22 protein-coding genes and 1 pseudogene are annotated in these 24,208 nt (G+C 60.9%); 18 read left to right on the top strand and 5 right to left on the bottom strand.

Annotation, left to right across the window (positions count from 1 at the left end; translation table 11 throughout):
- Nucleotides 1-296 precede the first annotated feature (296 nt).
- From BBF93_RS19500 to BBF93_RS07860, 8 genes and pseudogenes are all read left to right on the top strand, one after another.
- Nucleotides 297-830, top strand: coding sequence for a hypothetical protein (locus BBF93_RS19500; RefSeq protein WP_162786475.1), 534 nt, complete (start codon nucleotides 297-299; stop codon nucleotides 828-830).
- Nucleotides 831-907: 77 nt separating this feature from the next.
- Nucleotides 908-2,203, top strand: coding sequence for a TolC family protein (locus tag BBF93_RS07885; RefSeq protein ID WP_011646722.1), 1,296 nt, complete (start codon nucleotides 908-910; stop codon nucleotides 2,201-2,203).
- Nucleotides 2,200-3,504 (top strand): efflux RND transporter periplasmic adaptor subunit, encoded by a 1,305-nt coding sequence (locus BBF93_RS07880; RefSeq protein WP_114105551.1) that lies wholly within the window; start codon nucleotides 2,200-2,202, stop codon nucleotides 3,502-3,504. The genes BBF93_RS07885 and BBF93_RS07880 overlap by 4 nt, the downstream gene beginning before the upstream one ends.
- 14 nt (nucleotides 3,505-3,518) lie before the next feature.
- The gene (locus BBF93_RS07875; RefSeq protein WP_035591782.1) at nucleotides 3,519-6,644 is read left to right on the top strand and encodes an efflux RND transporter permease subunit; all 3,126 of its coding nucleotides are present in this window, start codon (nucleotides 3,519-3,521) and stop codon (nucleotides 6,642-6,644) included.
- 75 nt (nucleotides 6,645-6,719) lie between these two features.
- Entirely contained in the window at nucleotides 6,720-8,711 is a 1,992-nt protein-coding gene (locus BBF93_RS07870) for a heavy metal translocating P-type ATPase (protein ID WP_114105550.1), read from the top strand.
- A gap of 327 nt (nucleotides 8,712-9,038) precedes the next feature.
- Nucleotides 9,039-9,161 (top strand): annotated as a pseudogene (locus BBF93_RS20050) (DUF3703 domain-containing protein); the annotation flags it as partial.
- Between the two features lie 74 nt (nucleotides 9,162-9,235).
- Complete coding sequence (locus BBF93_RS19770; protein WP_233349318.1) at nucleotides 9,236-9,454, top strand: DUF3703 domain-containing protein; 219 nt, start codon at nucleotides 9,236-9,238, stop codon at nucleotides 9,452-9,454.
- A 290-nt stretch (nucleotides 9,455-9,744) separates the two neighbouring features.
- A complete protein-coding gene (locus BBF93_RS07860; RefSeq protein ID WP_114105549.1) occupies nucleotides 9,745-10,095 on the top strand; it encodes a YkvA family protein in 351 nt (116 codons plus the stop codon).
- A gap of 102 nt (nucleotides 10,096-10,197) precedes the next feature.
- Here BBF93_RS07860 and BBF93_RS07855 read toward each other — a convergent pair whose 3' ends face one another.
- Complete coding sequence (locus BBF93_RS07855) at nucleotides 10,198-10,473, bottom strand: metal-sensitive transcriptional regulator (RefSeq protein WP_114105548.1); 276 nt, start codon at nucleotides 10,471-10,473, stop codon at nucleotides 10,198-10,200.
- Between the two features lie 595 nt (nucleotides 10,474-11,068).
- Here BBF93_RS07855 and BBF93_RS07845 point away from each other — a divergent pair.
- The 9 genes from BBF93_RS07845 to BBF93_RS07805 all read left to right on the top strand — a co-directional run bounded on the left by BBF93_RS07845 (nucleotide 11,069) and on the right by BBF93_RS07805 (nucleotide 20,370).
- On the top strand, nucleotides 11,069-11,719 hold the full coding sequence (locus BBF93_RS07845; RefSeq protein ID WP_114105546.1) for a copper-binding protein: 651 nt from the start codon (nucleotides 11,069-11,071) through the stop codon (nucleotides 11,717-11,719).
- 68 nt (nucleotides 11,720-11,787) lie between these two features.
- Nucleotides 11,788-13,680: a copper resistance system multicopper oxidase gene (locus BBF93_RS07840; protein ID WP_114105545.1), complete on the top strand. Its 1,893-nt coding sequence runs from the start codon at nucleotides 11,788-11,790 to the stop codon at nucleotides 13,678-13,680.
- Nucleotides 13,680-14,477 carry a copper resistance protein B gene (locus tag BBF93_RS07835; RefSeq protein ID WP_233349316.1) on the top strand — a complete coding sequence of 266 codons (798 nt, stop codon included), beginning with the start codon at nucleotides 13,680-13,682 and terminating at the stop codon, nucleotides 14,475-14,477. The genes BBF93_RS07840 and BBF93_RS07835 overlap by 1 nt, the downstream gene beginning before the upstream one ends.
- A 41-nt stretch (nucleotides 14,478-14,518) precedes the next feature.
- A complete protein-coding gene (locus BBF93_RS07830; protein ID WP_114105544.1) occupies nucleotides 14,519-14,872 on the top strand; it encodes a copper resistance CopC family protein in 354 nt (117 codons plus the stop codon).
- A gap of 11 nt (nucleotides 14,873-14,883) precedes the next feature.
- Nucleotides 14,884-15,714, top strand: coding sequence for a CopD family protein (locus BBF93_RS07825; RefSeq protein WP_162786474.1), 831 nt, complete (start codon nucleotides 14,884-14,886; stop codon nucleotides 15,712-15,714).
- Nucleotides 15,715-15,724: 10 nt separating this feature from the next.
- Nucleotides 15,725-16,204: a nuclear transport factor 2 family protein gene (locus BBF93_RS07820; protein WP_114105542.1), complete on the top strand. Its 480-nt coding sequence runs from the start codon at nucleotides 15,725-15,727 to the stop codon at nucleotides 16,202-16,204.
- Nucleotides 16,204-16,941 carry an AraC family transcriptional regulator gene (locus tag BBF93_RS20045; RefSeq protein WP_114105541.1) on the top strand — a complete coding sequence of 246 codons (738 nt, stop codon included), beginning with the start codon at nucleotides 16,204-16,206 and terminating at the stop codon, nucleotides 16,939-16,941. The genes BBF93_RS07820 and BBF93_RS20045 overlap by 1 nt, the downstream gene beginning before the upstream one ends.
- Before the next feature lie 84 nt (nucleotides 16,942-17,025).
- The gene (locus tag BBF93_RS07810) at nucleotides 17,026-17,880 is read left to right on the top strand and encodes a sterol desaturase family protein (protein ID WP_114105540.1); all 855 of its coding nucleotides are present in this window, start codon (nucleotides 17,026-17,028) and stop codon (nucleotides 17,878-17,880) included.
- Nucleotides 17,881-17,979: 99 nt separating this feature from the next.
- Nucleotides 17,980-20,370 (top strand): heavy metal translocating P-type ATPase, encoded by a 2,391-nt coding sequence (locus tag BBF93_RS07805; RefSeq protein WP_114105539.1) that lies wholly within the window; start codon nucleotides 17,980-17,982, stop codon nucleotides 20,368-20,370.
- Nucleotides 20,371-20,785: 415 nt separating this feature from the next.
- Here BBF93_RS07805 and BBF93_RS20040 read toward each other — a convergent pair whose 3' ends face one another.
- The 4 genes from BBF93_RS20040 to BBF93_RS07785 all read right to left on the bottom strand — a co-directional run bounded on the left by BBF93_RS20040 (nucleotide 20,786) and on the right by BBF93_RS07785 (nucleotide 23,603).
- Entirely contained in the window at nucleotides 20,786-21,316 is a 531-nt protein-coding gene (locus tag BBF93_RS20040) for a DUF1109 domain-containing protein (protein WP_114105538.1), read from the bottom strand.
- Complete coding sequence (gene merA, locus BBF93_RS07795) at nucleotides 21,285-22,709, bottom strand: mercury(II) reductase (RefSeq protein WP_011646697.1); 1,425 nt, start codon at nucleotides 22,707-22,709, stop codon at nucleotides 21,285-21,287. Before merA ends, BBF93_RS20040 begins: the two co-directional genes overlap by 32 nt.
- Before the next feature lie 183 nt (nucleotides 22,710-22,892).
- A complete protein-coding gene (locus BBF93_RS07790; RefSeq protein WP_198022902.1) occupies nucleotides 22,893-23,198 on the bottom strand; it encodes a heavy-metal-associated domain-containing protein in 306 nt (101 codons plus the stop codon).
- Between the two features lie 30 nt (nucleotides 23,199-23,228).
- Entirely contained in the window at nucleotides 23,229-23,603 is a 375-nt protein-coding gene (locus BBF93_RS07785) for a mercuric transporter MerT family protein (protein WP_114105536.1), read from the bottom strand.
- 79 nt (nucleotides 23,604-23,682) lie between these two features.
- On the opposite strand from BBF93_RS07785, the gene BBF93_RS07780 reads away from it, so the two are divergent.
- A complete protein-coding gene (locus BBF93_RS07780; RefSeq protein ID WP_035591799.1) occupies nucleotides 23,683-24,099 on the top strand; it encodes a helix-turn-helix domain-containing protein in 417 nt (138 codons plus the stop codon).
- Nucleotides 24,100-24,208: the final 109 nt, after the last annotated feature.

Raw genomic sequence — 24,208 nt, 5'->3', positions numbered from 1 at the left:
GGCGCAGTGTACGGGACACACACGTATTGGTCCTGTTTAACTTCGCGCCGATATCGACCGTGGCCGGACAGAACCCTAGCGCTGTTTGAAGGGGGCTGGCTGAGCGCGATAGAGCGTGTCAAATAGGGAGCGCAAAAGCCGTCGATCCCTCGCGACACGCTTAACAGAAAGCCGTTTCGTCTATTTTCCGGACCGGCCAAGTTGCATCCGATCTTGCCCGGTTCAGTCCGGAAGCATCCGGGTCGAAGCCAGCCATAACAATTGCGCGAGGCGCGGCACTGCAGTGATGTCGACGATTGGCAAACATGCGTCGACCAAACCAGCGCTACGATACTTTATTACAATTGTCGGTGTGTAATAGTGTTGCAAGCCGCAGAAATGCGCCCGTGCGGCCTACATCTCGCAAGCTGACCCAGCGCGTGCGGCAAAACGGCTTGCCGCAAATTTTTCATGCAAACACAACTATTCGATGCTATCTGGGCATTATGGTGCTGACAGTCGCGTCTTCCTGGTTCCGGTTTTTAATGGCCGCGCTTGTTGCGCTGGCCTTCGTTGCCGGACCTTTGGCGGAAGATGCGCACGCCGCCGAGCGGTCAACGATCTGCTATGTCGATCACACGGCTGATACGGCGGCGCCGGAAGATTCCGACCCATCCGGCGGGCACGAGCACGCTGTGCACACCTGCGGCGCCTGCCATCATCCCATCTGGCGTGCCAACGAAGGCGTCACCTTTGACCTGATTACAACGAGCCCACGTTTTTCGTTGAAGCCCGACACTGCTGTGTTGAAAGCCCCGCCCTACGAACTGCTGCGTCCGCCTCGGGCCTGATCCTCTGCAACCGTTTCCGGATGCGTCCTTCGCGTCCGGTGCCTGCCGAGACATCAGCCTGAGGATCAAATCTTTCCATGACATTCCTTTATCGGGGCGCGCTTGCCGCCCCGGCGTTCGCCCTCGCCGCATTCGTCGCGGCAGGCAGCGCCTCTGCAAGCCCTTGCATGCCAGACCATGTTGCCGCGCCGAGCGCGCTCTCTCCAGATGTGCCCCTGACGCTTGAGGCGGCGCTCAATGAAATCCGCCGAACATCTCCGGATATACGGGCCGCCGGACTTGAAGCCCGCGCGCTCAATGCAGATGCGGACCAGGCCGGCAGGTGGCTCAATCCAACGCTCACCGCAGATTTCGAGAACTTCTCCGGCGGCGGCGCCCTGTCCGGCTTCGACCAGTCCGAGACAACATTCGGGGTCGAACAGACCTTCCGGCTGGGCAATAAGCGGGGCCTGGAAGAACGCGCAGCCCGCGCCCGGGCGGCGCTGGGGACTGCTGAATGCGCTGTCATCCTTCGCGAATCCGAACGCGAGGCAGCGCTTGCGTATGCCGACCTGGTCGCCGCGTCCGAAGCGGCAAGGCTCGCCGATGAGGCATCAAACCTCAGCTCAACCCTGGCAGAAACCGTCAGCAAAAGGGTGGAGGCCGGCGCTGCGGCGCCTCCTGAGCTTGCCCGCGCCCGCGCAGACGCCGCGAGCCTACGTGCCGAAGCGGCGTTGGCCCGGGGCGAAGTCGAGGCGAGGGCGTATGCGCTCGCAAGTCTCTGGGGCGAAGCCGATCTGCGTTTTGCCGTTCCCTCAGAGTTCCAGATCATTGCCGCCGCCCAATCGGGTACGGCGCCTCATCCGAACCTGGCTGCCGCCAAGGCTGCGGTGGACGCCAGAGAGGCCGAACTCAAGCGCGCCCGGGCTGAAGCTATTCCGGACGTCACACTTTCAGGTGGGGTCCGCCGGTTCGAAGCGACAGGCGATAGCGCTTTCGTTGCCGGGCTGAGCTTGCCTCTGCCGCTGTTTGACCGCGGCAGCGATACCGTTCGGGCGACCCGTCTTCGCGGCGACGCCGCAAAGGTTTCTGCCGAAGCGGTCGAGGCGCGGCTCAGGGCCGAACAGGCGGCAGCCACCGCTACCGCCCGCGCGGCGAACACGAGGCTATCAATTCTCACCAAAGAGGCGCTGCCAGAGGCAGAAGCCGCATTCGAAGCCGCTGACCAGGGTTACGCGATCGGCCGTTTCGACCTCACCACCACCCTCCAGGCGCGCGCGGCCCTGATCGACGTGCGCCAGGCCACCATTGCCGCCCGCCGGGATGCGCGCGCGGCAGACCTTTTGCTCCGCAGCCTGATCGGCGCGGCCCCCTTTGACGGAGACACACAATGATCGACCCCAAACTGACTGGGCTGGCACTGGTGCTGGCCATGACGCTCGCCGGCTGCGGCGGTTCCGGTGACACGGCCCGCGCAGATGCTGCAGCGGTCGCCGGAGCGACAACCGACGAGCACGCGGATCATGACGATCACGCCGAAGAAGAAGACGGGCATTCTGAAGAGGAAGGCCATGCCGACGGCGAAGAAGAAGGTCATGACGATCATGACGATCATGGCGACGAAGCGAACGGTGACGTTGTTCTGCTCGACAAGGCTGCCGCAGCTGAAGCCGGGATCGCCCTGTCACCGGCGGAGACCGGACCGCTCAGTGAAACGCTCTCTTTGCCAGCAGAGCTTCGTTTTGATGCCGACCGGGTGGCGCAGGTTGCTGCGCCCGTCAGCGGCCTGGTCTCGAGACTGGACAAGGGCGAAGGCGACAAGGTCAAGCGCGGCGAACGCCTTGCTGTCTTGTCCAGCCGCGAACTCGCCGGTCTGAAGGCGGACTTCCTGAAAGCGAAATCCGCAGAAAGCCTTGCGGCCTCGCAGTTTGCCCGTGAAGAGCGTCTGTTTGCCGACAAGATTACGTCGCAGGCTGAACTGGATGCCGCCCAAGCCGCCCTGATCAGCGCCCGCGCCGAACGGAAAGCGATGGAGAACAAGCTCCACGCCGTCGGAATCAGCGATAGCGTGCTTGAGCGGCTCGGCCAAGCACCGGATGGCTCCCTGGCCAACGCAGCCCTCATTGCCCCTCTCGGCGGCACGGTCATTTCCCGGAGTGTTTCGATTGGTTCAAGCGTTGAAGCAGGTGGCGAGGCGCTGTTCATCATTGTGGATGACAGCCAACTCTGGGCAGACATCGCGGTCTACAAGGATGATGCCAGCGCAATTGAAACTGGCCAGCCAGTCATCCTGCGAACGCGGGATGGCGCGGAAGCCGCCCGCGGCAAGATTGCGCTGATACTCCCCGTTATCAGCGAAACGACCCGCACCAGCACGGCGCGCGTGATCGTAGACAATCCGGAGAGCCGACTCCGCCCGGGCCAGTTCGTTACCGCCGAAATCTCGGTCGGCGAATCCGGCCGCACGCTGCATGTTCCGTCCGATGCGATCGTGGTTGTCGAGGACAAACCGTCAGTTTTTGTCCCCGTCGAAGGTGGATTTGCGCCGCGACCAGTAAAGCCGGGCCGCGCCAGCGCGGGTCTCACAGAAATCCTCGACGGGCTGGAGCAAGGCGAGCGCTTTGTCTCGGCCGGTGCCTTCACCCTGAAAGCGCAGCTTGAAAAAGACGCTTTCGGCGACGGCCACGCCCACTAAGGACACCCCACCCCATGCTGAACCTCATGCACAGAATTGCAGGCGGACGCCTGCTGGCAGCGATTGCTGTCATCGCAATGACCCTGGGCGGACTTTTTGCCTTCCGCAGTCTGCCGGTTGACGCTTTTCCGGATCCGTCTCCCGCGCTTGTCCAGATCTTCACCGAGACCGAAGGCCTCTCCCCGGAGGAGGTCGAGCGGTATGTGACCTTTCCGATCGAGACCGCCATGTCCGGCCTGCCCAAGGTCCGGGAAATGCGCTCGACATCGAACTTCGGATTATCCGTACTCAACATCTATTTCGAGGACGGCACAGACGTCTATTTTGCCCGCCAGGTTGTGGGCGAGCGTCTCGGAGAAGCTGCCGAGGCTATTCCCGAAGGCTTTGGTACGCCGAAGATGGGACCGATTTCGACCGGCCTCGGCATCATCATGTATTTCCGGCTCGTTGATGACTCCGGCACCCGGTCGCTGGTTGAAATGCGCGAAATCGCTGACTGGATGATCAAGTACCCGCTCCAGTCGGTCGAAGGCATTACCGAAGTCCTGGCGCTTGGCGGCTATGAGAAGCAGTACCAGGTCAACCTCGATCCGGATTCACTGCTCGCGCAGGACATTCAGATCAGTGAAGTGATCGACGCCCTGAAGAGCGCCAACAGAACGGCAGGTGCGCAGTTCATCGAGCTGGGCGCCGAGCAATACACGGTCCGCGGCGTTGGTCTGGCGACAACGATCGCCGATCTCGTGGAAACGCCGGTCAAGACAGTCGACGGACGCACCGTCCGGGTTGGCGATCTGGGAGAGGTCGAAATCGGCGGCGCCGTTCGCCAGGGTATGGCCACGGCGAACGGCGAAGGCGAGGTGGTTGCCGGTCTCGTCCTCAAACTCTATGGCAGCAACACGTCCGATGTCATCGAGAACGCCAAGGCGCGCTTTGATGAAATCAACGCCTCCCTGCCCGACGGCGTGCGCGCAATACCCTACTATGACCAGGGTACCCTTGTGGAAAAAGCCGCTGCAACGGTGACGACAGCACTGTGGCAAGGCGGCCTGCTCGTTGCGATTGTCGTGTTCCTGCTGCTTGGCGGCTGGCGCCCAAGCCTGGTCGTCGTGTTTTCGATCCCCTTCTCGGTCGGATTTGCGTTCATCGCGATGAACGTTTTCGGCATCGGCGCCAATCTGATGACGCTCGGAGGGGTCGCCATTGCCATCGGTATGATGGTCGATGGGGCCATCGTGATCGCGGAGAACGTTGCGCGCGGTTTCCGTGAAAGACCGGAGGGTGAGGACAACCGAATGACGGTCGCACGGTCGAGCGCAGAAGTGATTGCACCGCTGATCGCGGCCGTAGCGGTGGTCATCATCGTGTTCCTGCCGCTATTTTCGTTGCAAGGCACCGAGGGCAAAACCTTCCGGCCGCTGGCGGCCTCGGCCGCGCTCGCAATGACCGGATCGCTGATCTACGCAGCGTTGATTGCGCCGGCAATGGCCCTTGGCCTCATGCGGCCGTCGCGATCGGCCCAGACTGCGGGCGACAGCCGGCTCACCAGGATCATCAAACCGTTCGCCGCATTTTTCGTCCGCCAACGGATTGCTGCTCTTGCCCTGGCAGGCGTCCTGCTGGTCGCTGGCGGCCTTGCGGCGACACGCCTGGGGTCGGAGTTCACACCGGCGCTTGAAGAGGGTGACATCCTGCTGAGGGTCGCCATGGCGCCCTCCATTTCGCTAACGGAAGCCAGCGCCACATCAACCCGGATCGAGAAACGGCTTATGGAAGCGTTTCCCGAAATCGATTCCATCGTCAGCCGGATCGGGCGGGGCGAAGTTGGCGCCCATGCCGACCCCGTCAACAGTATCGAAGCATTTGTTGCGCTGAAACCCAGAAAGGAATGGCGCAAGGGGCTCAATCCGGAAGAGTTGCGTGAAGCGATTTCAGACAATCTCAGCGCATTCCCCGGGGTGAGGGTCAATATCGGCCAGCCGATCGCCATGTCCATCGATGAGCTACTGACCGGTACCAAAGCACAACTTGCCGTGAAGATTTTCGGACCTGATTCCGAAGTGCTTCTCGAAAGCTCGCAAGCCCTTCAATCCCTTCTTCAGGAGGTTCCTGGTGCCAGCGATGTCCAGGCCGACCAGATTACCGGCGCGCCGCAGCTTGTCGTCTCGCTCGACCGGGTTGCGCTTGGCCGCTACGGCCTCAGCATCGAAGAAGCGCTTGAGGCCTTGCGGTCAGGCGTCGGCGGCGCCGAAGCGGGCGTCGTCTTCGAGGGTGTCCGGCAATTTCCGGTGGTGGTGCGTTACGACGAAGCCGGCCGCAACACGCCGGCAGCCATCGGGCGCATTATCCTGGAGTCTTCCAGCGGTGCACGCATTCCCCTGGAGAGCATTGCTGATATCCGGGAGATCGTTGGGCCTCGCCAGATAACCCGGGAGAATGGCGAGCGGTTCATCACCGTGCAGCTCAATGTGCGGGACCGTGACATCGGAAGCTATGTTGAGGAAGCTCAGGCGGCCGTGACGGCGGGTCTGGACCTGCCTGCCGGATATCGTGTGGAGTGGGGTGGACAGTACGAACTGCAACAGCAAGCCAATGCGCGCTTTGCGGTCGTGATCCCGATTACGCTCGGCATCGTTTTCCTGATCCTCCTCCTGACGTTCGGGCGGCTGATGTCGGCGGTGCTTATCCTGCTGAACATTCCGTTGGCGTTGACCGGAGGGGCACTGGCGCTCTGGATTGCCGGGTTGCCTGTCTCTGTGCCTGCCACGGTGGGGTTCATCGCCCTGTTCGGCATCGCCCTTGGAAACGGCATGGTGCTGGTCAGCTTCATGGATGACTTTGCAAGGGCCGGACGCAATCTCGAGGACCTCGCCATCGAAGCTGCGGGTCTGCGGGCACTTCCGGTGTTGATGACGGCGGCAACAACGGCGCTCGGCCTCGCCCCGCTGCTCTTCGCCACCGGCGTGGGCGCCGAAGTGCAGCGCCCGCTCGCCACTGTGGTGATCGGCGGCCTCGTCTCATCGACCTTGCTGACGTTGCTGGTGGTGCCGGCGCTCCATCGCTGGTTTGCCCCCAAACCGGACGGGCACCACTCGCTGGTCGAGGGCAAACATGAGCGCCCCGCCATACCGGCGGAATAGCATCAGAGGGGCGGCGCCCAACCAGCGCCGCCCCTGTTCACAAGCCAGGGGATCAGCCCGTCAGGATTTGCGACCATGTCAATTGAACCTGCCACACATCAACCGAATGCGCCCGACAAGCACGATCACGGCAAATCCGACAATATCGAGCTGATATTTTCCCTGACCTGCGGCGTCTTACTGGTCGTTGGATGGCTGGGGCCCAAGCTCGGCATTGTCCCTGGCTGGCTTTCCATCCTCCTGCTCGTTGGCGCTTACGTCTTTGGCGGCTTCTTCGCACTGAAAGAAGCAATTGAGAAAGTCGCGGACGCAAAGTTCGAGATCGATTTCCTGATGCTCGTCGCCGCTGCCGGCGCCGCCATCCTCGGCGCCTGGGCCGAAGGGGCGCTTTTGCTTTTTCTGTTCAGCCTGGGACACGCGCTGGAGCACTATGCGATGGGCCGTGCCACGCGGGCCATCCAGGCGCTGGCAGACCTCGCCCCTGACTCCGCGCTCGTTCGACGCAATGGCGAGACGGTCGAGATACGCATCGAAAACATTCAGCTTGGCGACATCGTTGTCGTGCGGTCCAACGAGCGGCTGCCGGTGGACGGGGTCGTGACCGCCGGCGAAAGCAGCGTCAACCAGGCGCCGATTACCGGCGAAAGCGCGCCGGTCGACAAACGCCCCCTGCCCGGCACATCGGCTGCCGAGATCGAGGCAGCCGGGCCGCAGCACAAGGTCTTTGCGGGATCAATCAACGGGAGTGGCAGTCTCGACATTTACGTGACGCGGCTCTCGTCAGAGTCGGCGCTCGCCCGCGTTGTCAAACTCGTTTCTGAAGCCGAAACACGGCAGTCCCCTACCCAGACGTTCATCAAGCGCTTCGAGAAGATCTTTGTTCCGCTGGTCATCGCCCTCGCGGTGGTCACGGGGTTTTCATGGCTTTTTCTCGACGAGGCACCCTCCGAAAGCTTCTATCGCGCGATGGCCGTTCTGGTTGCAGCAAGCCCCTGCGCGTTGGCGATTGCCACGCCGAGCGCGATCCTCAGCGGTATCGCCCGGGCAGCGAACGGCGGTGTACTGATCAAGGGCGGTGCGCCGCTGGAGGCGCTTGGCCGGTTGAATGCAATCGCGTTCGACAAGACCGGCACGCTGACGATCGGTGAGCCCAAAGTCGTGGATATCGTCGCCTTCGAAGGAACAGAAGACCGCGCGCTGCTGGCGACCGCCGCCGCTGTGGAGGCCTTCAGCGATCATCCCCTTGCGCGTGCTATCGTGGCGGCGGCACGCGAGAAGGATCTTCCGAAAGGTCCGGAGGCGGAAGAGTTCCAGAGCCTCACCGGCAAGGGCGTCAGCGCGATGGTCGGAGGCAAACTCGTCCTGATCGGCAAGCCTGCGATGTTCGACGGCGAAAGCGGTCCTGTCATGCCCGAAACGCTCGCGCGGGAGGTAGACAGGCTTTTCGACACGGGCCGCACGATGATGGTGGTCGCGCAGGGCGGCCGCTTCCTGGGCGCCATCGGCCTGATGGACACGCCGCGTCCGGCCGCAAAGCGCGTGATCGCGCAGATACGCAAGCTCGGCATCACGCGGATGATGATGATCTCCGGCGACAATCACCGTGTCGCCAACGCCATCGCCCGCGATCTCGGACTGGACGAGGCGTTCGGAGACCTGATGCCGGACGATAAGGTCGCAAAGATCAAGGCGCTGAGACAGCACGGCGGCGTTGCGATGGTTGGCGACGGCGTCAACGATGCCCCGGCTATGGCGAACGCGAATGTCGGAATTGCAATGGGCGCGGCGGGCTCTGACGTCGCTCTGGAAACCGCCGACATCGCCCTGATGGCGGACAATCTCGACACCCTGCCGTTTGCCGTCGGCCTGAGCCGCGCGACGAGCCGCAATATTCGCCAGAACCTCTGGGTCAGCCTTGGCGTTGTGGCCATACTTGTCCCGGCGACACTCTTCGGCCTCGGCATCGGCCCTGCCATTCTTCTGCACGAAGGTTCAACGCTGATCGTCGTTGGTAACGCTCTCAGGCTGCTGGCCTATCGGGATGAACAGAGCCCCACTCAAGTCTGATGGAGGCCGCTGAAATGACGACGACTGTGCTCATCACATCTCTTCCGGAAGACGCACAATGCATCGCCGGCCATATCGGATTTTCTAAGCAGAGAGTTTTTCAATGAAAGCAATCCTTTCGTCAGCTGCGCTCCTTGCGCTGAGCGCATGCGCGACCACCACGATACCGCAGCAGCCTGAAACACACGCTCCGACCGTTGACGCGCAAGCCTCCTGCGGGCCTCGGCCTGCCGGTCGGATGAGGTCTCACCGTTCGGCTCGGCTCGTGCTTTTCCGGGCTTGCAAGGCGCGCGAAAATGCAGCGCTCAGTGAAGAAGGAGACCCGCAATGAACCCCGAGCTTCGCGCCGCTTACACGCAAAATCTCAACGCTGCAAAGTCCAGTTACCGAACCGGAAATCACGGCGCCGCTTTCTCCCACCTTGAGATCGCCCACGTCCTCGGCCAGCAGTTTTTGCTGCCGCACATAACGGTTCACGCCTGGATGCTTCGTGTTGCCGCAAAAAAAGGCAGGATAGGCGCGAGATGCTGGGCCAGATCACGCGGCTTGCCGCGACTGTTCCTGGATTCATCGCGGGCTGGGTGCCCTTGGGCAATACTGGCGGCGCCAATGTATCGGCACTCAAACCCATGCCGGTTCCCGCTTCGCTTTCAGGTCTGGTTCCAAAGCCGGACATAATACGTCAGCTGAGCTTTCGTCTGGCAGCTCTGATCGGCGTCATTTTGATTTCACGTGCGTTCTGATCCCGGGAAGCGTCCTTTTCCGAATTGGATACATACCGGCGTTCTCTGATTCCGTATGACCTTTATCTGAAATCCGCTCAAGACCGATCTTGGGACCGACGGCATCCTCCGATACCGTGCATTGCTCGGTAGTGTCGTCGCTGACACCGCGTTAATACTGAGGTTCATTGGGACTTGACAGTTGAAAACCAAAATCCAGCTCGGTTTCTCCCGCACCAATTGCGGCATTCGAGTTTGTGTCCGCCGGATCGTCTGGAGTTGATGTGCTCGATCGTATCAAACGCTGGGCGATGGCGATCAAAGGAAACGTGATGGTTCTATACATAGCTGCACGCGACACCCGCACGCCTTTGCCTGCAAAGCTGGTCGCTTTTGGCTTGGCTGCCTACGCGCTGAGCCCCATCGATCTGATCCCGGATTTCATTCCCGTGCTGGGCTATCTCGACGATCTGATTCTCCTGCCCTTGGGCATCGCATTGGCGATCCGACTGATCCCGCCTGATCTTATAACCGAGTTCCGCCTGGCGGCCGAACTACGTGGGCGTGTCGCGCCGGACAGAATAGCCGGGGCAGTTGTCATCGTTATCTGGCTAGCGGGTTTGCTGGCGTTCGCCTTGTGGCTGCTGCAGCACACGCGTTGAGCGTCTAGATGCGCAACGCAGATCGAGCAGCCTTTATGACTTCGCCGGTGTTTGACCGGCAGCAGCATCCGTTGAACACACCGTGACGGCAGCTTTGTGCGTTCAGTTGCGATATCTGCCGAACAGATCAACCAGCTCGGTAAATTTCTGCCGTTGGCTCTCGGCGTCGCCGTCTCGAATAGCTTCTTCCACGCAGTGCGCTGCATGGTTCTTCAAGAGTTCGTCTTCGACTTTGCCCAGCGCGGCCTTTATTGCCTGAACCTGTGTCAGGATATCAATGCAATAGCGGCCTTCCTCGACCATTCCGGACACGCCACGTACCTGACCTTCGATTCTCTTCAGCCGGGTCAATACTGATTTGGGGGGCGCGTGATGCATTTGACATATACCTCTTGGGGGTATACATAACGATAAAATCAAAGGCTGGTCAACGCATCATGGTCGATTCGATCCGTAACGCGGTTATTGCCCTCACACTCCTTGTGCTCGGCGGCGGGCACGCGGCGTGTGCTTGCGCCGCGGTTGCGCAGGCGGTGAACGGACCAAGGGTAGAGGTTGCCACGTCGGCAAGCGAGGACGTTCACGCAGTCTCCCACGACGCGCCTGAGGCTGATCACTGCGACCCGAACTCCGAAAATAAGGGCCATGACTGCGCCGGGTGCGAAGCAATCGCCCTGCCGACCGATTCCTCAAACAAGGCGGTCAATACGTTTCCGGCTGACCCCGCAGCCCTTCCTTCCCAGCCCGCCAGCGGGACGAGCCGGGTATTCAAACTCGCTGACTTGAGGATTGAACCAGCCCGAGGCCCGCCTCGGCCGAGCCCTTCGCTCGTAACTCTGAAAATACGCCTGCAGAATTGATCCTGAGATAATCCCTGCGCCGGCCTCTGGTCGGCGCAGACAGGTCTCACTCAACTGAATTGAGCGCTCTTGGCGCTCTCTGTTCAAGCTGATCAATCACAGGATGTTTACCCATGAAACTCTCTCATTCAATCCTCGCGCTTGCGATGGTATTTTCTGCCGCCCCCGCATTTGCTCTGGAAGCCGGCAGTTCCGCCTCAGCGATGCAGCACACGGATCATTGCGGCCTTCCAATGGGCGAAGGGACAGTGACCGCCCTCGATGTAAAAACTTCGAAAGCCAGAATCGACCACCGCCCAATCGCGGAGCTCGACTGGGACGCAATGACCATGGACTTCAAGGCCTCGAAAGGCGTCGACCTGTCGGCGTTTGCGGCCGGCGACCGGGTTCACTTCCTTTTGGCGGAAGACGAAAAGTCAAAATCCTACCGGATCGAAGCAATGTGTTCCCTCGATGCCCCGGAGGGCCTGCACGACGCCTGCATGGGCAAGATGCACGAGACGGCCATGTCGGCCGCCGAAGCCAGCGGCAAGCCGTGCGCGATGGAAGGAATGGATCACAGCACAATGCCCCGCATGGATCACGGCAACATGAAAGGCATGGACCATAGCAAGATGGACGGCATGCCCAAGGGTGAGGTGACGACCGCGGGCCCAGACGGCATGAAAGGCATGGACCACTCGCAGATGCCGGGCATGGCACCAGAATCTGCGCCCGCCGCGACGGATGCCGCCAAGCCTGCCGCCGATCATTCACAGCACTAACTGGTGAAGTCCCTGCGCTGCTCCAGCCTGCGCAGGGACTCAACTCCCCTTCGACAAGGCAAACTCAAATGCTCACACGACGACATCTCCTGCGTAGAGCCGCCGCTGGCGGCGTGCTCGCCGCCTCCACGTCCCTCCTGCCCGCCTGGGCGCACAGCGCCACTGCCGGCAATAAGGGCATCTTCGAAACACGCGGTAACGCGTTTGACCTGACCATTGGCCACAGCGCCGTAGAGATCGCAGGCCGCTCTGGCCATGCCATCACGATCAACGGAACACTGCCCGGGCCGCTTATCCGGTTCCGCGAGGGCGAGAAGGTGACCCTCAAAGTCAACAACACCCTCGACGAAGACACATCGATCCACTGGCACGGACTTCTGGTGCCGTTTCACATGGACGGGGTGCCCGGCGTCTCCTTCCCCGGCATCAAGCCGAAGTCGACCTTCACCTATGAATTCGCCGTCCCGCAGAGCGGCACCTACTGGTACCATTCCCATTCCGGGCTGCAGGAACAGATGGGTCACTACGGTCCGCTGATCATCGACCCTGCCGGACCTGACCCCGTGCAGGCTGACCGTGAATACGTCCTTGTCCTGTCGGACTGGAGCTTCGAACATCCGCACAAGGTCTTTGCCCGCCTGAAGAAGGATGCTGCCGTTTATAACTTCCAGCAGCGCACGGCTGGTGACTTCCTGAAGGACGCCCGTGAAAACGGGCTCGGCGCAACGCTTGCCGACCGCGCTTCCTGGGGCGCCATGCGCATGTCGCCGACAGACATCTCGGATGTCACATCCGCAGTGTACACTTTCCTCATCAATGGCCACGCGACGGAGGACAACTGGACCGCGATCTTCAATTCCGGGGAACGTATCCGGCTACGAATCATCAACGCGTCAGCCATGACAATCTTCAATTTCCGGATACCCGGCCTGCCAATGACGGTGGTTGCCGCTGACGGGCTCAATGTCCAACCCGTCGAGACCGACGAGTTCCAGATCGGGGTAGCGGAGACCTATGACGTGATCGTCAGTCCCACCCGCGCAAGGCCGTTTGCGCTCGTTGCAGAATCGATCGACCGGTCAGGTCAGGTGGTCGCGACACTGGCACCTAAAGCTGGCCTCGTTGCGACAGCGCCTCTGCTGCGCGAACGCCCGACACTCACCCACCGCGACATGGGTATGGACATGTCCTCGATGGATCACGGCTCCATGGCAGGGATGGACCACGGCGGCATGGGCGGCAGCGCAATGTCGGGGATGGACCACAGCGCCATGTCCGGCATGGATCACGGCGCCATGGCAATGCCCGCGTCGGTTCCGCAGGGCCATGACCACAGGATGGGCGTCGGGGTTGATAACGTCGCAATGGTTCAGGTGAGCCGGATTGATGAGCCGGGGCTGGGCCTCGAATCTGTCCCGCACCGGGCGCTCCGGTATTCACAGCTGCGCAGCCTCACACCAAACCCCGACACACGGGCGCCTAGCCGGGAGATGGAGATCCACCTCACCGGCAATATGGAACGCTACATGTGGTCCTTCGACGGCGTGAAGCTTAGCGAAGTGACAGGTCCGATCATTTTCCATGAAGGTGAACGCCTGCGCGTGACACTCGTCAACGATACGATGATGACACATCCCATCCATTTGCATGGGATGTTCTTCGATCTCGTAGTCGGCGATACCGATCACAAGCCGCGCAAGCACACAGTGACCGTCAAACCGGCGGAGCGGCTGTCCTTTGATGTCACAGCAGACCATGTGGGCGACTGGGCCTTCCACTGCCACCTCCTCTTCCACATGCACGCCGGCATGATGCAGGTCGTCTCAGTCGTGCCGCGAGGTGCGGCGGCTCGCGCGGATGATCCGCACAGGGAGCACACGCCTTCGGCTACTCCGCCGACGGACGAGCCCCCGCCAAAAGAAGCCCCTATGTCGGGCATGAGCCACGAAGGACACCGTTAATGACCCGCGCTCAAATGATTGCGACGATTGTCCTTCTTTCACCGCTCGCAGCAGCGCCTGCCTTTGCTCAGGAGACGCCCGTACCCGGATCGCAGGCCGAAGCCTATTGGGACAAGGATGAGTTCAAGGCGTCTCAGGACGCGCTGAAGAAAGAACATGGCGGAGGGACAAATTACATGATCCTCGCCGACCGGTTCGAATACCAATCGGGCGAGGGCTCTCCCGCTCTTCTTCTGGAGGGTCAGGGGTGGTGGGGTACGGACGAGAACCGGCTCTGGATAAAATCCGAGATCGACTATGATCTGGATGCTGGCAGTTTTGAAGAAGCCGAACTGCAGGCGCTCTGGTCACGCCCCATCGCGCGGTATTTCGACTTGCAGGCAGGTGTGCGTCATGATTTCGAGCCGGGCCCTTCCCGCACTTACGCGGTAGCCGGAATCCAGGGGCTTGCCCCCTACTGGTTCGAAGTCGACGGCGCCGTTTTCTTAAGCGAAGAGGGTGATCTCTCAGCCCGCTTAGAAGCCGAGTATGAATTCCTGCTGACCCAGCGCCTTGTCCTGCAACCGCGAACGGAACTGAACTTCGCGGCTGAGGACGTTTCTGAACTTGAAACCGGCGCCGGACTATCGACAGCAGAACTTGGCCTGCGCCTTCGCTATGAGTTCGATCGTCAGTTCGCGCCCTATGTCGGGGTCAACTGGAAAGCCTCGACCGGCGAGACCGCAGACTTTGCCCGGGCCCGTGGAGAAGACACAAAAACCATCTCCTTCGTCACCGGCATCAGGCTCTGGTTCTGAAGCGTATCTAATTGAAACTCTCGGTCCGGAAAGGATACCCCATGCACACGCCCAAATTGATCGCCGCAACATTTCTGGCGCTCGCTCTCTCAGCTGCTCCCGCGCTTGCGCATATCAGCGCCAAATCGACGAGCATCGAGAATGCGGCCGTCATCGACTCCGCTCCTGAAGACTTCTCGTTCAGCTTCAGCCAGCCGGTCGGTCTGATATCATTCTCTATCCAGACACAGGCCGGAGAAAAGGTCGATCTCGGATTCACGCCGCCAAAAGCACCGGCAGCCACATTCACGGTGCCGCTGCCGGAACTCGCGCCCGGTCTCTACACCGTCGAATGGCGTACGATGTCGAAGGATGGTCATCCGATGACCGGCAAATCGACTTTCGAACTGAAGTAGGCCGGACCCATATGCCCCTGCTGGACGCTGCCAATCTTGCAACTAAGGTCCTGCTCTATGGCGCCAGCCTCGCAGCGATAGGGGCGGCGCTCCACGGGGCGCTCGGACTGCACACCAACCGCCGCGCCTATACATGGCTCGCCGCCATGGTGGCTGCCACCGCGCTGATCCGGCTGCTCATTCTCAACGCACAGATGGGCGGCAGCCTCGGCGCGGCGCTGTCCCTTGATCAGTTCGGGTGGACCTGGGCCGGCGGCGGAAGACCTGCGCTGGCCTTGTTCGCGGGCGCTGTCCTCCTCTTTGCGGCAAGCATGGCGAAAGGTCGTATTCTTCCGATGCTCGCCGCTGTCAGCATTAGCGCAGGCTTTGGCCTCACGGGGCATACGGCAGGTCTTGAGGCGCCGGGGCTCGCCCCGTGGGTCGTTGCGGTCCATGTCCTGATCGCCGGCTTCTGGCTGGCGGCGCCCGTTACGCTCTGGCCTGCCCCTGCGCTGACTGACCGAGATGTTCTTGCCCGAGCGGAATCGTTCAGCCGTGTCGCCCGGTTCATCGTGCCGCTGCTGTTTGTATCCGGCGTCTACCTTTTCTGGCGGATCAATGGCGACCTGACATCGGCGCTCAGCTCCGGATACGGACGGCTCATAACTACTAAGTTTCTGGCCGCACTGCTGATCCTCGGGCTCGGCGCGCTCAACATGACCCGCGTCACCCATCAGCTCGCCGCCGAACCCGCCGAGGGACGCGCGACTCTGCAGACCACGCTCCGGCTGGACGCAATCCTCTTTACTCTGATCCTCGGCATGATCGCCGCTGCCACGACCATTTCTGGCCCTGCTGAATAAGGAAACTCAAATGAAAACCTACATCGTCGCCATCGCTGCTGCAGCTCTCCTGGGTGCAGTGGGCCCTGCCTTTGCCCATGAAAGCGCGCACCCGGACACACCGGCCCCCCCGGCCGGGATCGTCGATGCCTTTGCTGCGGCACTTGATTCGGGCGACACAGCTGCCCTGTCCGCTTTGATGGCCCCCGATGTCCAGATCGCCGAGAGCGGCGGAATCGAGCGCTCTCTCGAAGAATACCGCTCCCATCATATGGGCGCAGATATCGAGTTCTCAAAAGCGGTTGAGACAAAGGTCCTCAGCCGCCACGTTTTTGAAGGCGAAGGCCTTGCAACAGTGATGACCGAAGCTGTGTCCACCGGTGCGTTCCGGGGCAAGGCCGTCAACAGTCGTCTGATGGAGACGATGGTCCTCAAACAGACGGACGGAGACTGGCAGATTGTCCACATACACTGGTCGTCGGCCAAGATATCCGAGAGTGACAGTCATTGATGCAGGCCGGGCGCTGGCGTGGCTCGCTCACGATCGGAGACGGTTGGGCGATTCTGCAAGGCGTGGCGGGCGCCAACGCGCCCCATACCCATCTCGCTCACCAGCTGACTGCGGGGATCGATGGGCCGCTTGAAGTCGAGTGCTTCGGCAGACTCCGGATCATCCCGCCTCGGCAGTACGTGATCATACCGTCGGGATGTGCACATGCCATCGGTCCAATCGAGACAAGGTTGCGGAGCATCTACTTTGACCGCGCAAGGGCCGCCCCAGCGGGTTCGGGTCACGAACGCGGCTTCAGTCTTGCAGATTCGCGCCTGTCAGCCGGATTGGATGCGCTGAACGAAACCGGCTCGCCGGCTGACCTGATGGGCGCATTCTCGATTGGAGAACAATCCGCAGAGCCAGAACGATCTCTGACACGGCTGCTTGATGGCGCCCCGGCCTCCGCCACGCCAGGCTCGATTGCGCACGACCTTGGAGTGTCGCCCAGTCGCCTGCGCCAGATATCACATGCAACATTCGGGGCGCCCATCTCCCACGTTCTCCAATGGCGGCAGTTGCAGCGCGCAGCGCGCGCACTTTCAGACAACGCAAGTCTGGCTCAGGCGGCTGAGGCCGGCGGCTTTTCCGATCAATCCCATTTCACGCGCCGCATGCGCCGCTGGTTCGGTGTCTCGCCCGGCGCAGGACTTTCTGGCCTGGAAGTCCGGATTGCCCCGACGCGGCAAGGTTGTTGAATCGTTCAAGACGGCTGAGCCGCGCCCGTTACCCTGTGATCAGATGAGGCGACACTCGCCTGCGCGCAGTCAAACGGAATCCCCATGCCCACTTTAAAGCAAATCACCAAGTGGACCTATGCGCCGCTGATGCTGCTGACCTTCAATGGCGCCGCAATCGCACTCGTGCATTCAGGTGCGCCCAAAGCTAGTCTTGCGGGGCTGTTGCTCGCGGCAATCGCGATGTCATTTCTTGCTGAGCGGTTTATTCCGTACCATGAGGACTGGAACCACCCAAAGGGCGATACTTTGAGAGATGGACTTCACGCGCTCGTCAATGAAGGTTCGATTGCCGTGTCGGTGCTCCTCATTCCGATCATGGCTGCCATCGTACCCTTCCCTCCGATCTGGCCCGGCAGCTGGCCGCTATGGGCTCAGCTGCTGCTTGCAATACTTGTCGCCGACGCCGGTATCACCGTCATTCACTGGGCAAGCCATCACAACAAGTTCCTCTGGCGCTTCCATGCGGTGCATCACAGCGTTACGCGAATGTACGGCTTCAACGGCCTCATGAAACATCCCGTCCATCAGGCGATCGAACTGATGGCAGGGACAGCGCCGCTCATTCTCGCTGGCATGCCGCTGGACGTCGCCGTACTGCTTGCATTCGCGGTGGCGGTCCAGCTGCTCCTCCAGCACTCGAACACCGACATGAAGATCGGCGCGCTTCGCCATGTGCTCGCACTTGCGCCCGTCCACCGGTTTCATCACCTCAAATCTTCGGCTGAGGGCAACGTCAACTTTGGTCTCTTCACGACATTCTGGGACAGGCTGCTCGGAACGGCCCACTTCGATGCGGATCGCCCCTTTTTCTCGGGCGACCTTGGGATCAAAAACGCAGCGGACTATCCCTCAACCTATACAGGTCAGCTCGTCCGGCCGTTCCTAGGCGATGGCTGAAGAGCGCCGGCAAGATCAACTATACCCCCACGGGGTAATTGACCGATACGGTATAGGGGTATATTTGAAAACGTAGCAAAAAACACGCAGGAGCTCGGCATGTCCTCAAGCGAAACTACGACAACAGCGGATCCGTCACCGACGCGCGACCCGGTCTGCGGCATGACCCCGAAGGCAGACACCCCGCACCGGCTCATTCATGAAGGTGCCGAGGTCGTATTCTGCAGCGCAGGTTGTAAATCCAAGTTTGAAGCAAATCCCGCCACCTACATGAATGCCTTCACGGCGCATGAGGCGGATATGCATGACCACTCAGGCCACGGGGCTGGCTGCCACGGTCATGCCAGCGCGACACCAGCTAAGATGGCAGCTGCAGGAAGTCAGTGGACCTGCCCCATGCACCCGGAGATCGTGCGGGACGGCCCCGGCGCTTGCCCGATTTGCGGCATGGCCCTCGAGCCGATGACGCCCAGCGCAGGCGATGGCCCCAATCCCGAGCTGCGCGACATGAAACGGCGCTTTGTGTTCGGCGTGGTGCTGTCGTTACCCCTGCTGGTCATCGAAATGGGTGGGCACGTCTTCGGTATTGACCGGTTCATTCCGCCCACGATCAATCCCTGGATCCAGATGGCTCTGGCAACGCCCGTGGTGCTCTGGGCAGGCTGGCCTTTCTTCGCGCGGGGAGCCGCGTCGGTCAGAAACCGCAGCCTGAACATGTTTTCGCTGATTGCGCTCGGCACAGGTGCGGCCTGGATCTATAGTATGGTCGCGGCAATTGCGCCGGGCCTGTTCCCGACCGAACTGCGCTCGGCGCACGGCACGGTTCCGGTCTATTTTGAAGCTGCCGCCGTCATAATCACGCTGGTGCTGCTCGGGCAGGTGCTCGAACTGCAGGCGCGGGAAGCGACAGGAGGCGCGATCCGGGCGCTGCTTGACCTTGCGCCGAAAACGGCCCGCCGGATCAATGCGGATGGTAATGAAGAAGATGTACCGCTCGAGACGGTCGTTGCTGGTGATCGCCTGCGGGTGCGGCCCGGGGAAAAGATACCGGTAGACGGCGTCGTCACCGAAGGGCGCTCCTCCATCGACGAGTCGATGGTCACTGGGGAATCAATGCCGGTGACCAAATCGGTAAATGACCGCGTGATTGGCGCAACCGTCAATCAGACCGGCAGCCTGATTGTTGAAGCGCAGCGGGTCGGCAGCGAGACCATGCTCTCCCAGATCGTCCATCTCGTGGCCGACGCGCAACGCAGCCGCGCGCCTATCCAGCGCCTCGCCGACCAAGTGTCGGGCTGGTTTGTTCCGGCAGTGATCGTTGTCGCCATAGCAGCCTTCTTTGGCTGGCTCATATTCGGGCCGGACCCTGCCTTCTCTTACGGTCTCATAGCCGCCGTCTCGGTACTGATCATCGCTTGTCCGTGCGCGCTCGGTCTTGCGACACCGATGTCGATCATGACCGGTGTCGGTGCGGGCGCGCGGGCCGGCGTGCTGATCCGGAATGCCGAGGCGCTCGAACGCATGGAAAAGGTCGACACACTGCTCATCGACAAGACCGGCACACTGACAGAAGGCAAACCCGCGCTTGTCGGAATGGATGTGGCGCCTGGCGCGGATGAAACGGCCGCCCTCCGCCTTGCCGCAAGCCTGGAAAGTCACAGCGAACATCCCTTGGCCACCGCGATCGTCGCTGCCGCGCACGCCAAAGGTCTTGCGCTTTCCGAACCTTCAGACTTTGACTCGCCCACAGGAAAGGGCGTCGTAGGGATCGTCGATGGACAAAAAGTGGCCTTGGGCGCCGAGCGTTTCATGGGCGAAAACGGCATCGACACAGCCGCGCTGAGGGCGCTTGCAGAACGCCGCCGGAAAGACGGTGCGACTGCCATCTACCTTGCAGTCGACGGCGCGGCAGTTGCGTTGTTCGCGATCGCCGATCCGGTGAAGGCATCGACGCCGGGCGCGCTCAAAGCCCTTCGGGATGCAGGCCTGCATATTGTCATGGCGACCGGCGATAATCGCACCACCGCTGAGGCAATCGCCCGGTCACTCGGTATCGATGCCGTCGAAGCCGAAGTGCTTCCTGCCCAGAAGGCTGATATCGTGAAACGCCTGGTCGCCGACGGCCGGGTCGTTGCCATGGCGGGCGACGGTGTCAATGACGCCCCTGCCCTGGCGGCCGCGGATGTGGGCATCGCGATGGGCACCGGCACGGATGTCGCCATAGAAAGCGCCGGTGTCACACTGCTCAAGGGAGACCTTGGAGGCATTGTACGGGCCCGGACTATTTCGCGGGCAACCATGCGGAACATCCGGCAGAACCTTTTCTTTGCTTTTGCCTACAACGCTGCCGGCATTCCCATTGCTGCAGGCGTCCTGTACCCCCTCACCGGCACCCTGCTCTCTCCCATGATCGCAGCTGCCGCGATGGCTCTCTCTTCTGTCTCCGTTATCATTAACGCATCGCGCTTAAGCCGATCGGCAAGACAATGATATCGCCCAGGCTTTTCCAGACTCGCCCTGCGGACTGCAATGTTGAAAATCGTGTGGATTCGAAACAGTTGGGTAGCTGTTGGCTCGTTCCGGAGTGACTGATCAATCAACTGCAGCCGAAGGCTTCGGCAGCGTTGATGCGACATTATCTTGCTGCCAGCCGAACCAGCCAGACAGCCTCAGAACGAAACCGTGGCAGTAAGAGGTATCTGTTGCGCCCTGCAAGGTCTTTCGTCATCCCTGATACCTCGATCGATCAGCAACGCATCCTCCGCTTTGGGATCGCAAAGTCCCCGATTCACTATGGTAGCCGCGAGGTTAGCAGGTGGAATTTGCGCGTGATCACTTCGTTTGCCGCGTCGTAAGCGACCAGGTCACCTGAGGCCGCCGCTGCTACGGCGAGCAAATTCGATCACTACCACTTAAGCATCCTGCTCAAAACCACAGCACCGGCCGCTGCACACAACAACACTGAAGCGAGGTACCAGCTTACAACATAGAGAATTGAATCAGCCGGACAGCAACCGGCGTACACAATGGCCGCCAGCGAGCCTGAGACTGCTCCGATCGCAGAGCCTGCAAGCGTAAGGCGCGTTGCGCCGAGTCCACGGACGGCAAGCGTCAGGGCCATAGCGATGGGAAGAGAAAGTAACGGAATCCTGTAAAGGCACTCTGGGAACTGATCACTTGTCCAGGCGCTCATGCGCAAATCCAACGGGGTCAGCACCATGACAAGAATCCCCACCAGCCTGGACACCAGAATCGCACGTCCGGGCAACCCCGAATGAGCCGGATTGGACGCCGGCGGGTTTGTGCCGGTCTGAGACTTCGCGCTTGATGCCGGTGATGCTCCCGGCCGCTTTGTGGAGCGGTGTGACTGACCGGCAAAAAGGAAATGCGTGCCAATCGGCGACTCAGCCCGCGCAACAGGAGAGTTTCGCGACATCCTTGTCGAAAGTCTGCGCCGCCAGCTTGAACCCCTCGACTGTCGTTAAATAAGGGAAAATGGTTTCGCCGAGCGCCTTTGTCGTCATGCCGAACTTCAGTGCCAGTGAAAGTGTCTGGATACTATCAGCGCCTTCCTGCGCCATGATCACACCGCCGAGCAGTCGGTCATTAGCCCGGTCTGCGACCAACTTGATCAGCCCTGTGGTATTGCGTGCCGCGAGCGCCCGAGGAACATTCTCAAGCGGAAGCACACTGGTCTTGACATCATAGCCTGCGGCGTAAGCCTGCGCCTCGGTCAGACCGACACCTGCAATCTGCGGATCGCAGAAAACCACCCACGGCATCGCGGCGTTGTCGTAGCATTCCTTCCCTCCCAGTACCGCATTTCGCGCCGCCAGCTTGGCGCCATAAGCGGCCATGTATACGAACTGATCCCGGTCAGTTACGTCGCCTGCTGCGTATACACCGGAACGTGTGGTGGCCATATCATCGCCAACGATGATCGCGCCCCGCTGATCAGTCTCGACACCCATCTCTTTGAGCCCCAGCCCATCCGTGTTGGGAATGCGCCCAGTCGACAGGACAAGGTGATCAGCCGCCAGGTCTCTGGCGGCACCGTTCACCGTTACCGTCACGACTGTGCGGCTGCCGTCCAGCCGTGCGGCGTCATAGGTTACCTTTTCCACAACCGAGATGCCCTCGGCGCGCAGTGCCTTCGCGAGCGCCTCGGACACCTCTGGTTCAGCGCGCGGCAACAACCGCGAGCGGCACACGATCGTGACGCGGGTACCCAGCCTCGCCATCATCTGTGCGAGTTCCACACCGATATAGCCGCCGCCGAGGAAGATCAGGCTCTCGGGCAGCGCCTTCAGCTCCAGGAGCGCCGTGCTGTCGAGCGTCGGCACCTCCGAAATACCGGCGACGTCAGGAACGGCCGAGCGGCCGCCAGTGGCGACGATGACCTTGGATACCTTGATCTTCCGTCCGCCGACCTCCACACCGCCAAGTACGAGCCGCGCTGGCCCCTCATCGATGTAAGTCACACCATGATAGCCTGGTAGCAAGTTGGCGTATTTTTTCTGCCGCAGTGACGCGACGAGATCTTCCTTTGCTGCGATCAGCGCCGCCCAGTCAGAAACCTGCGCTTCTCCCCTGAGTCCCGGGAACCGATGCGCCGACTGCGCACTAAACACCGCCTCAGCGGCGCGGATCATCGTCTTGGAGGGGACGCATCCGACGTTCACGCAGGTACCGCCAATCGTACCGTGCCCTATAAGAGCCACGCGCACACCGCCCTCTGCGGCCGTAATAGCGGCGGAGAATCCAGCCGATCCGGCACCAATCACGGCGAGGTCGTACTCACAGTTCGGCGCGCAGCATTCGTGTTTCATTGAGTTTTCCTTCGAGACTTGTCTCGTGAAGTTGCAAGAGACGCGAAACTTGGAGGCCCCTTGAATCATTGATTGCGGGTAGCGGTCCTGAAATCACCAGAGCAACTCAAGCGGTACGATCCGGTCCCGGTGTCCGCCTTCGATGTACCAAGCCGCGCAGCTGTTCTTTTGCGTTCTGATCAATCAACTGGTCTGGACCGCCGGATACCCGACGCCGGCCGATGCGGCGGCAATTGTTTCCGGAGACGTGATCGCCGGATCATACACGACCTCTGCAGTCTTCGTCCCAAAATCGATCTCAACAGACTTGACGCCATCGACGCGCAGCATCGCCTTTTTCACCGATATGGGACATGTTGCGCAGGTCATGTTGTCGACGGAAAAGCGGGCCGTGGCCTGCTGTACTTCTGCGACCTCTGTCTGCGAGAACTGCGCGCCAGCAAGCGCCATTCCGCCCATAATCGCCAATCCGGCGAGGCCGGCAATCATCCACGTTCGCTTCATCCCTGCTCTCCTTGCTTAGTAAAATAGTGGTGCCCAAGTTTCGATGGTCAGCGCCGCGAACACGATAAGCGCGCCGCCCCATAGGGCCACCTGCTTGATCCAGGAGGGTGCGGGACGTGCGCAGTCGCTGCCATCCTCACAATGCTTGCCCTTCCGAAAATAGACTTCCCAAAAGCCAGCCGCGAGAAACCCAGCTGCAATCAGCATGAATACCGGCTTGTAGGGTTCCAGCTGCGTCAGCTGGCCGATCCAAGCTCCCGTCACACCGACGCTGATCAGTATCAGAGGCAGGATGCAACAAGACGACGCGAGGAAGGTCCCCAGCACGCCACCCGCGATGAGCCAGCTTGATCGACGATCATTTCCAGAACCGTTTGTCTTGTCTGACATACGCGTCGTTGTCCTTGGCCTTGTGTTCGTCTGCTTGATAGGGTCTGTAGTTGGTACAGACGCAAGCGGAGAATTGAGCATGGACATCACATCGTCGCGAGCGATGCTCAGGCGGGCCGAGTTGGCCAGCCGGCTTGGCTGCAACCTTGAAACCATCCGCTATTACGAAAAGATCGGACTTCTACCAGAACCAGCGCGCTCACCCAGTGGCCACCGGCTCTATTCAAACGTGGATCAGTTGCGTTTGCGATTTATCTTGCGGGCGCGCGATCTGGGCTTCCGAACAGAGGACGTTCGCTCGCTCCTGGGGATCAATGATGGCATGCCTAGCTGTGCCGAAGTGATGGTCCTTGCCGAAGCGCATCTAAAGGACATCAGAAATCGTATCCTGGATCTGCAGCAGATGGAGAGGCAGCTCAGTGAGATCATGATCGGCTGCACCGGAGGTCAAACATCTGATTGTGCGTTGACGGACAAGCTTTTTGAATCTCGGTGAACAGGTGTTGCCGCAAACATCTATTCAGGCCTGTCCGCTCCTACTCAGACGAACGCTCGTCGAGCTAAGGCGCGACAACAGCCAGGATTTTTGAGACTAACGCCCAAGC

The organism is Hyphomonas sp. CACIAM 19H1 (genome assembly GCF_003325995.1).
GTDB lineage: Bacteria > Pseudomonadota > Alphaproteobacteria > Caulobacterales > Hyphomonadaceae > Hyphomonas > Hyphomonas polymorpha.
This window is presented reverse-complemented; position numbering and strand designations above follow the sequence as displayed.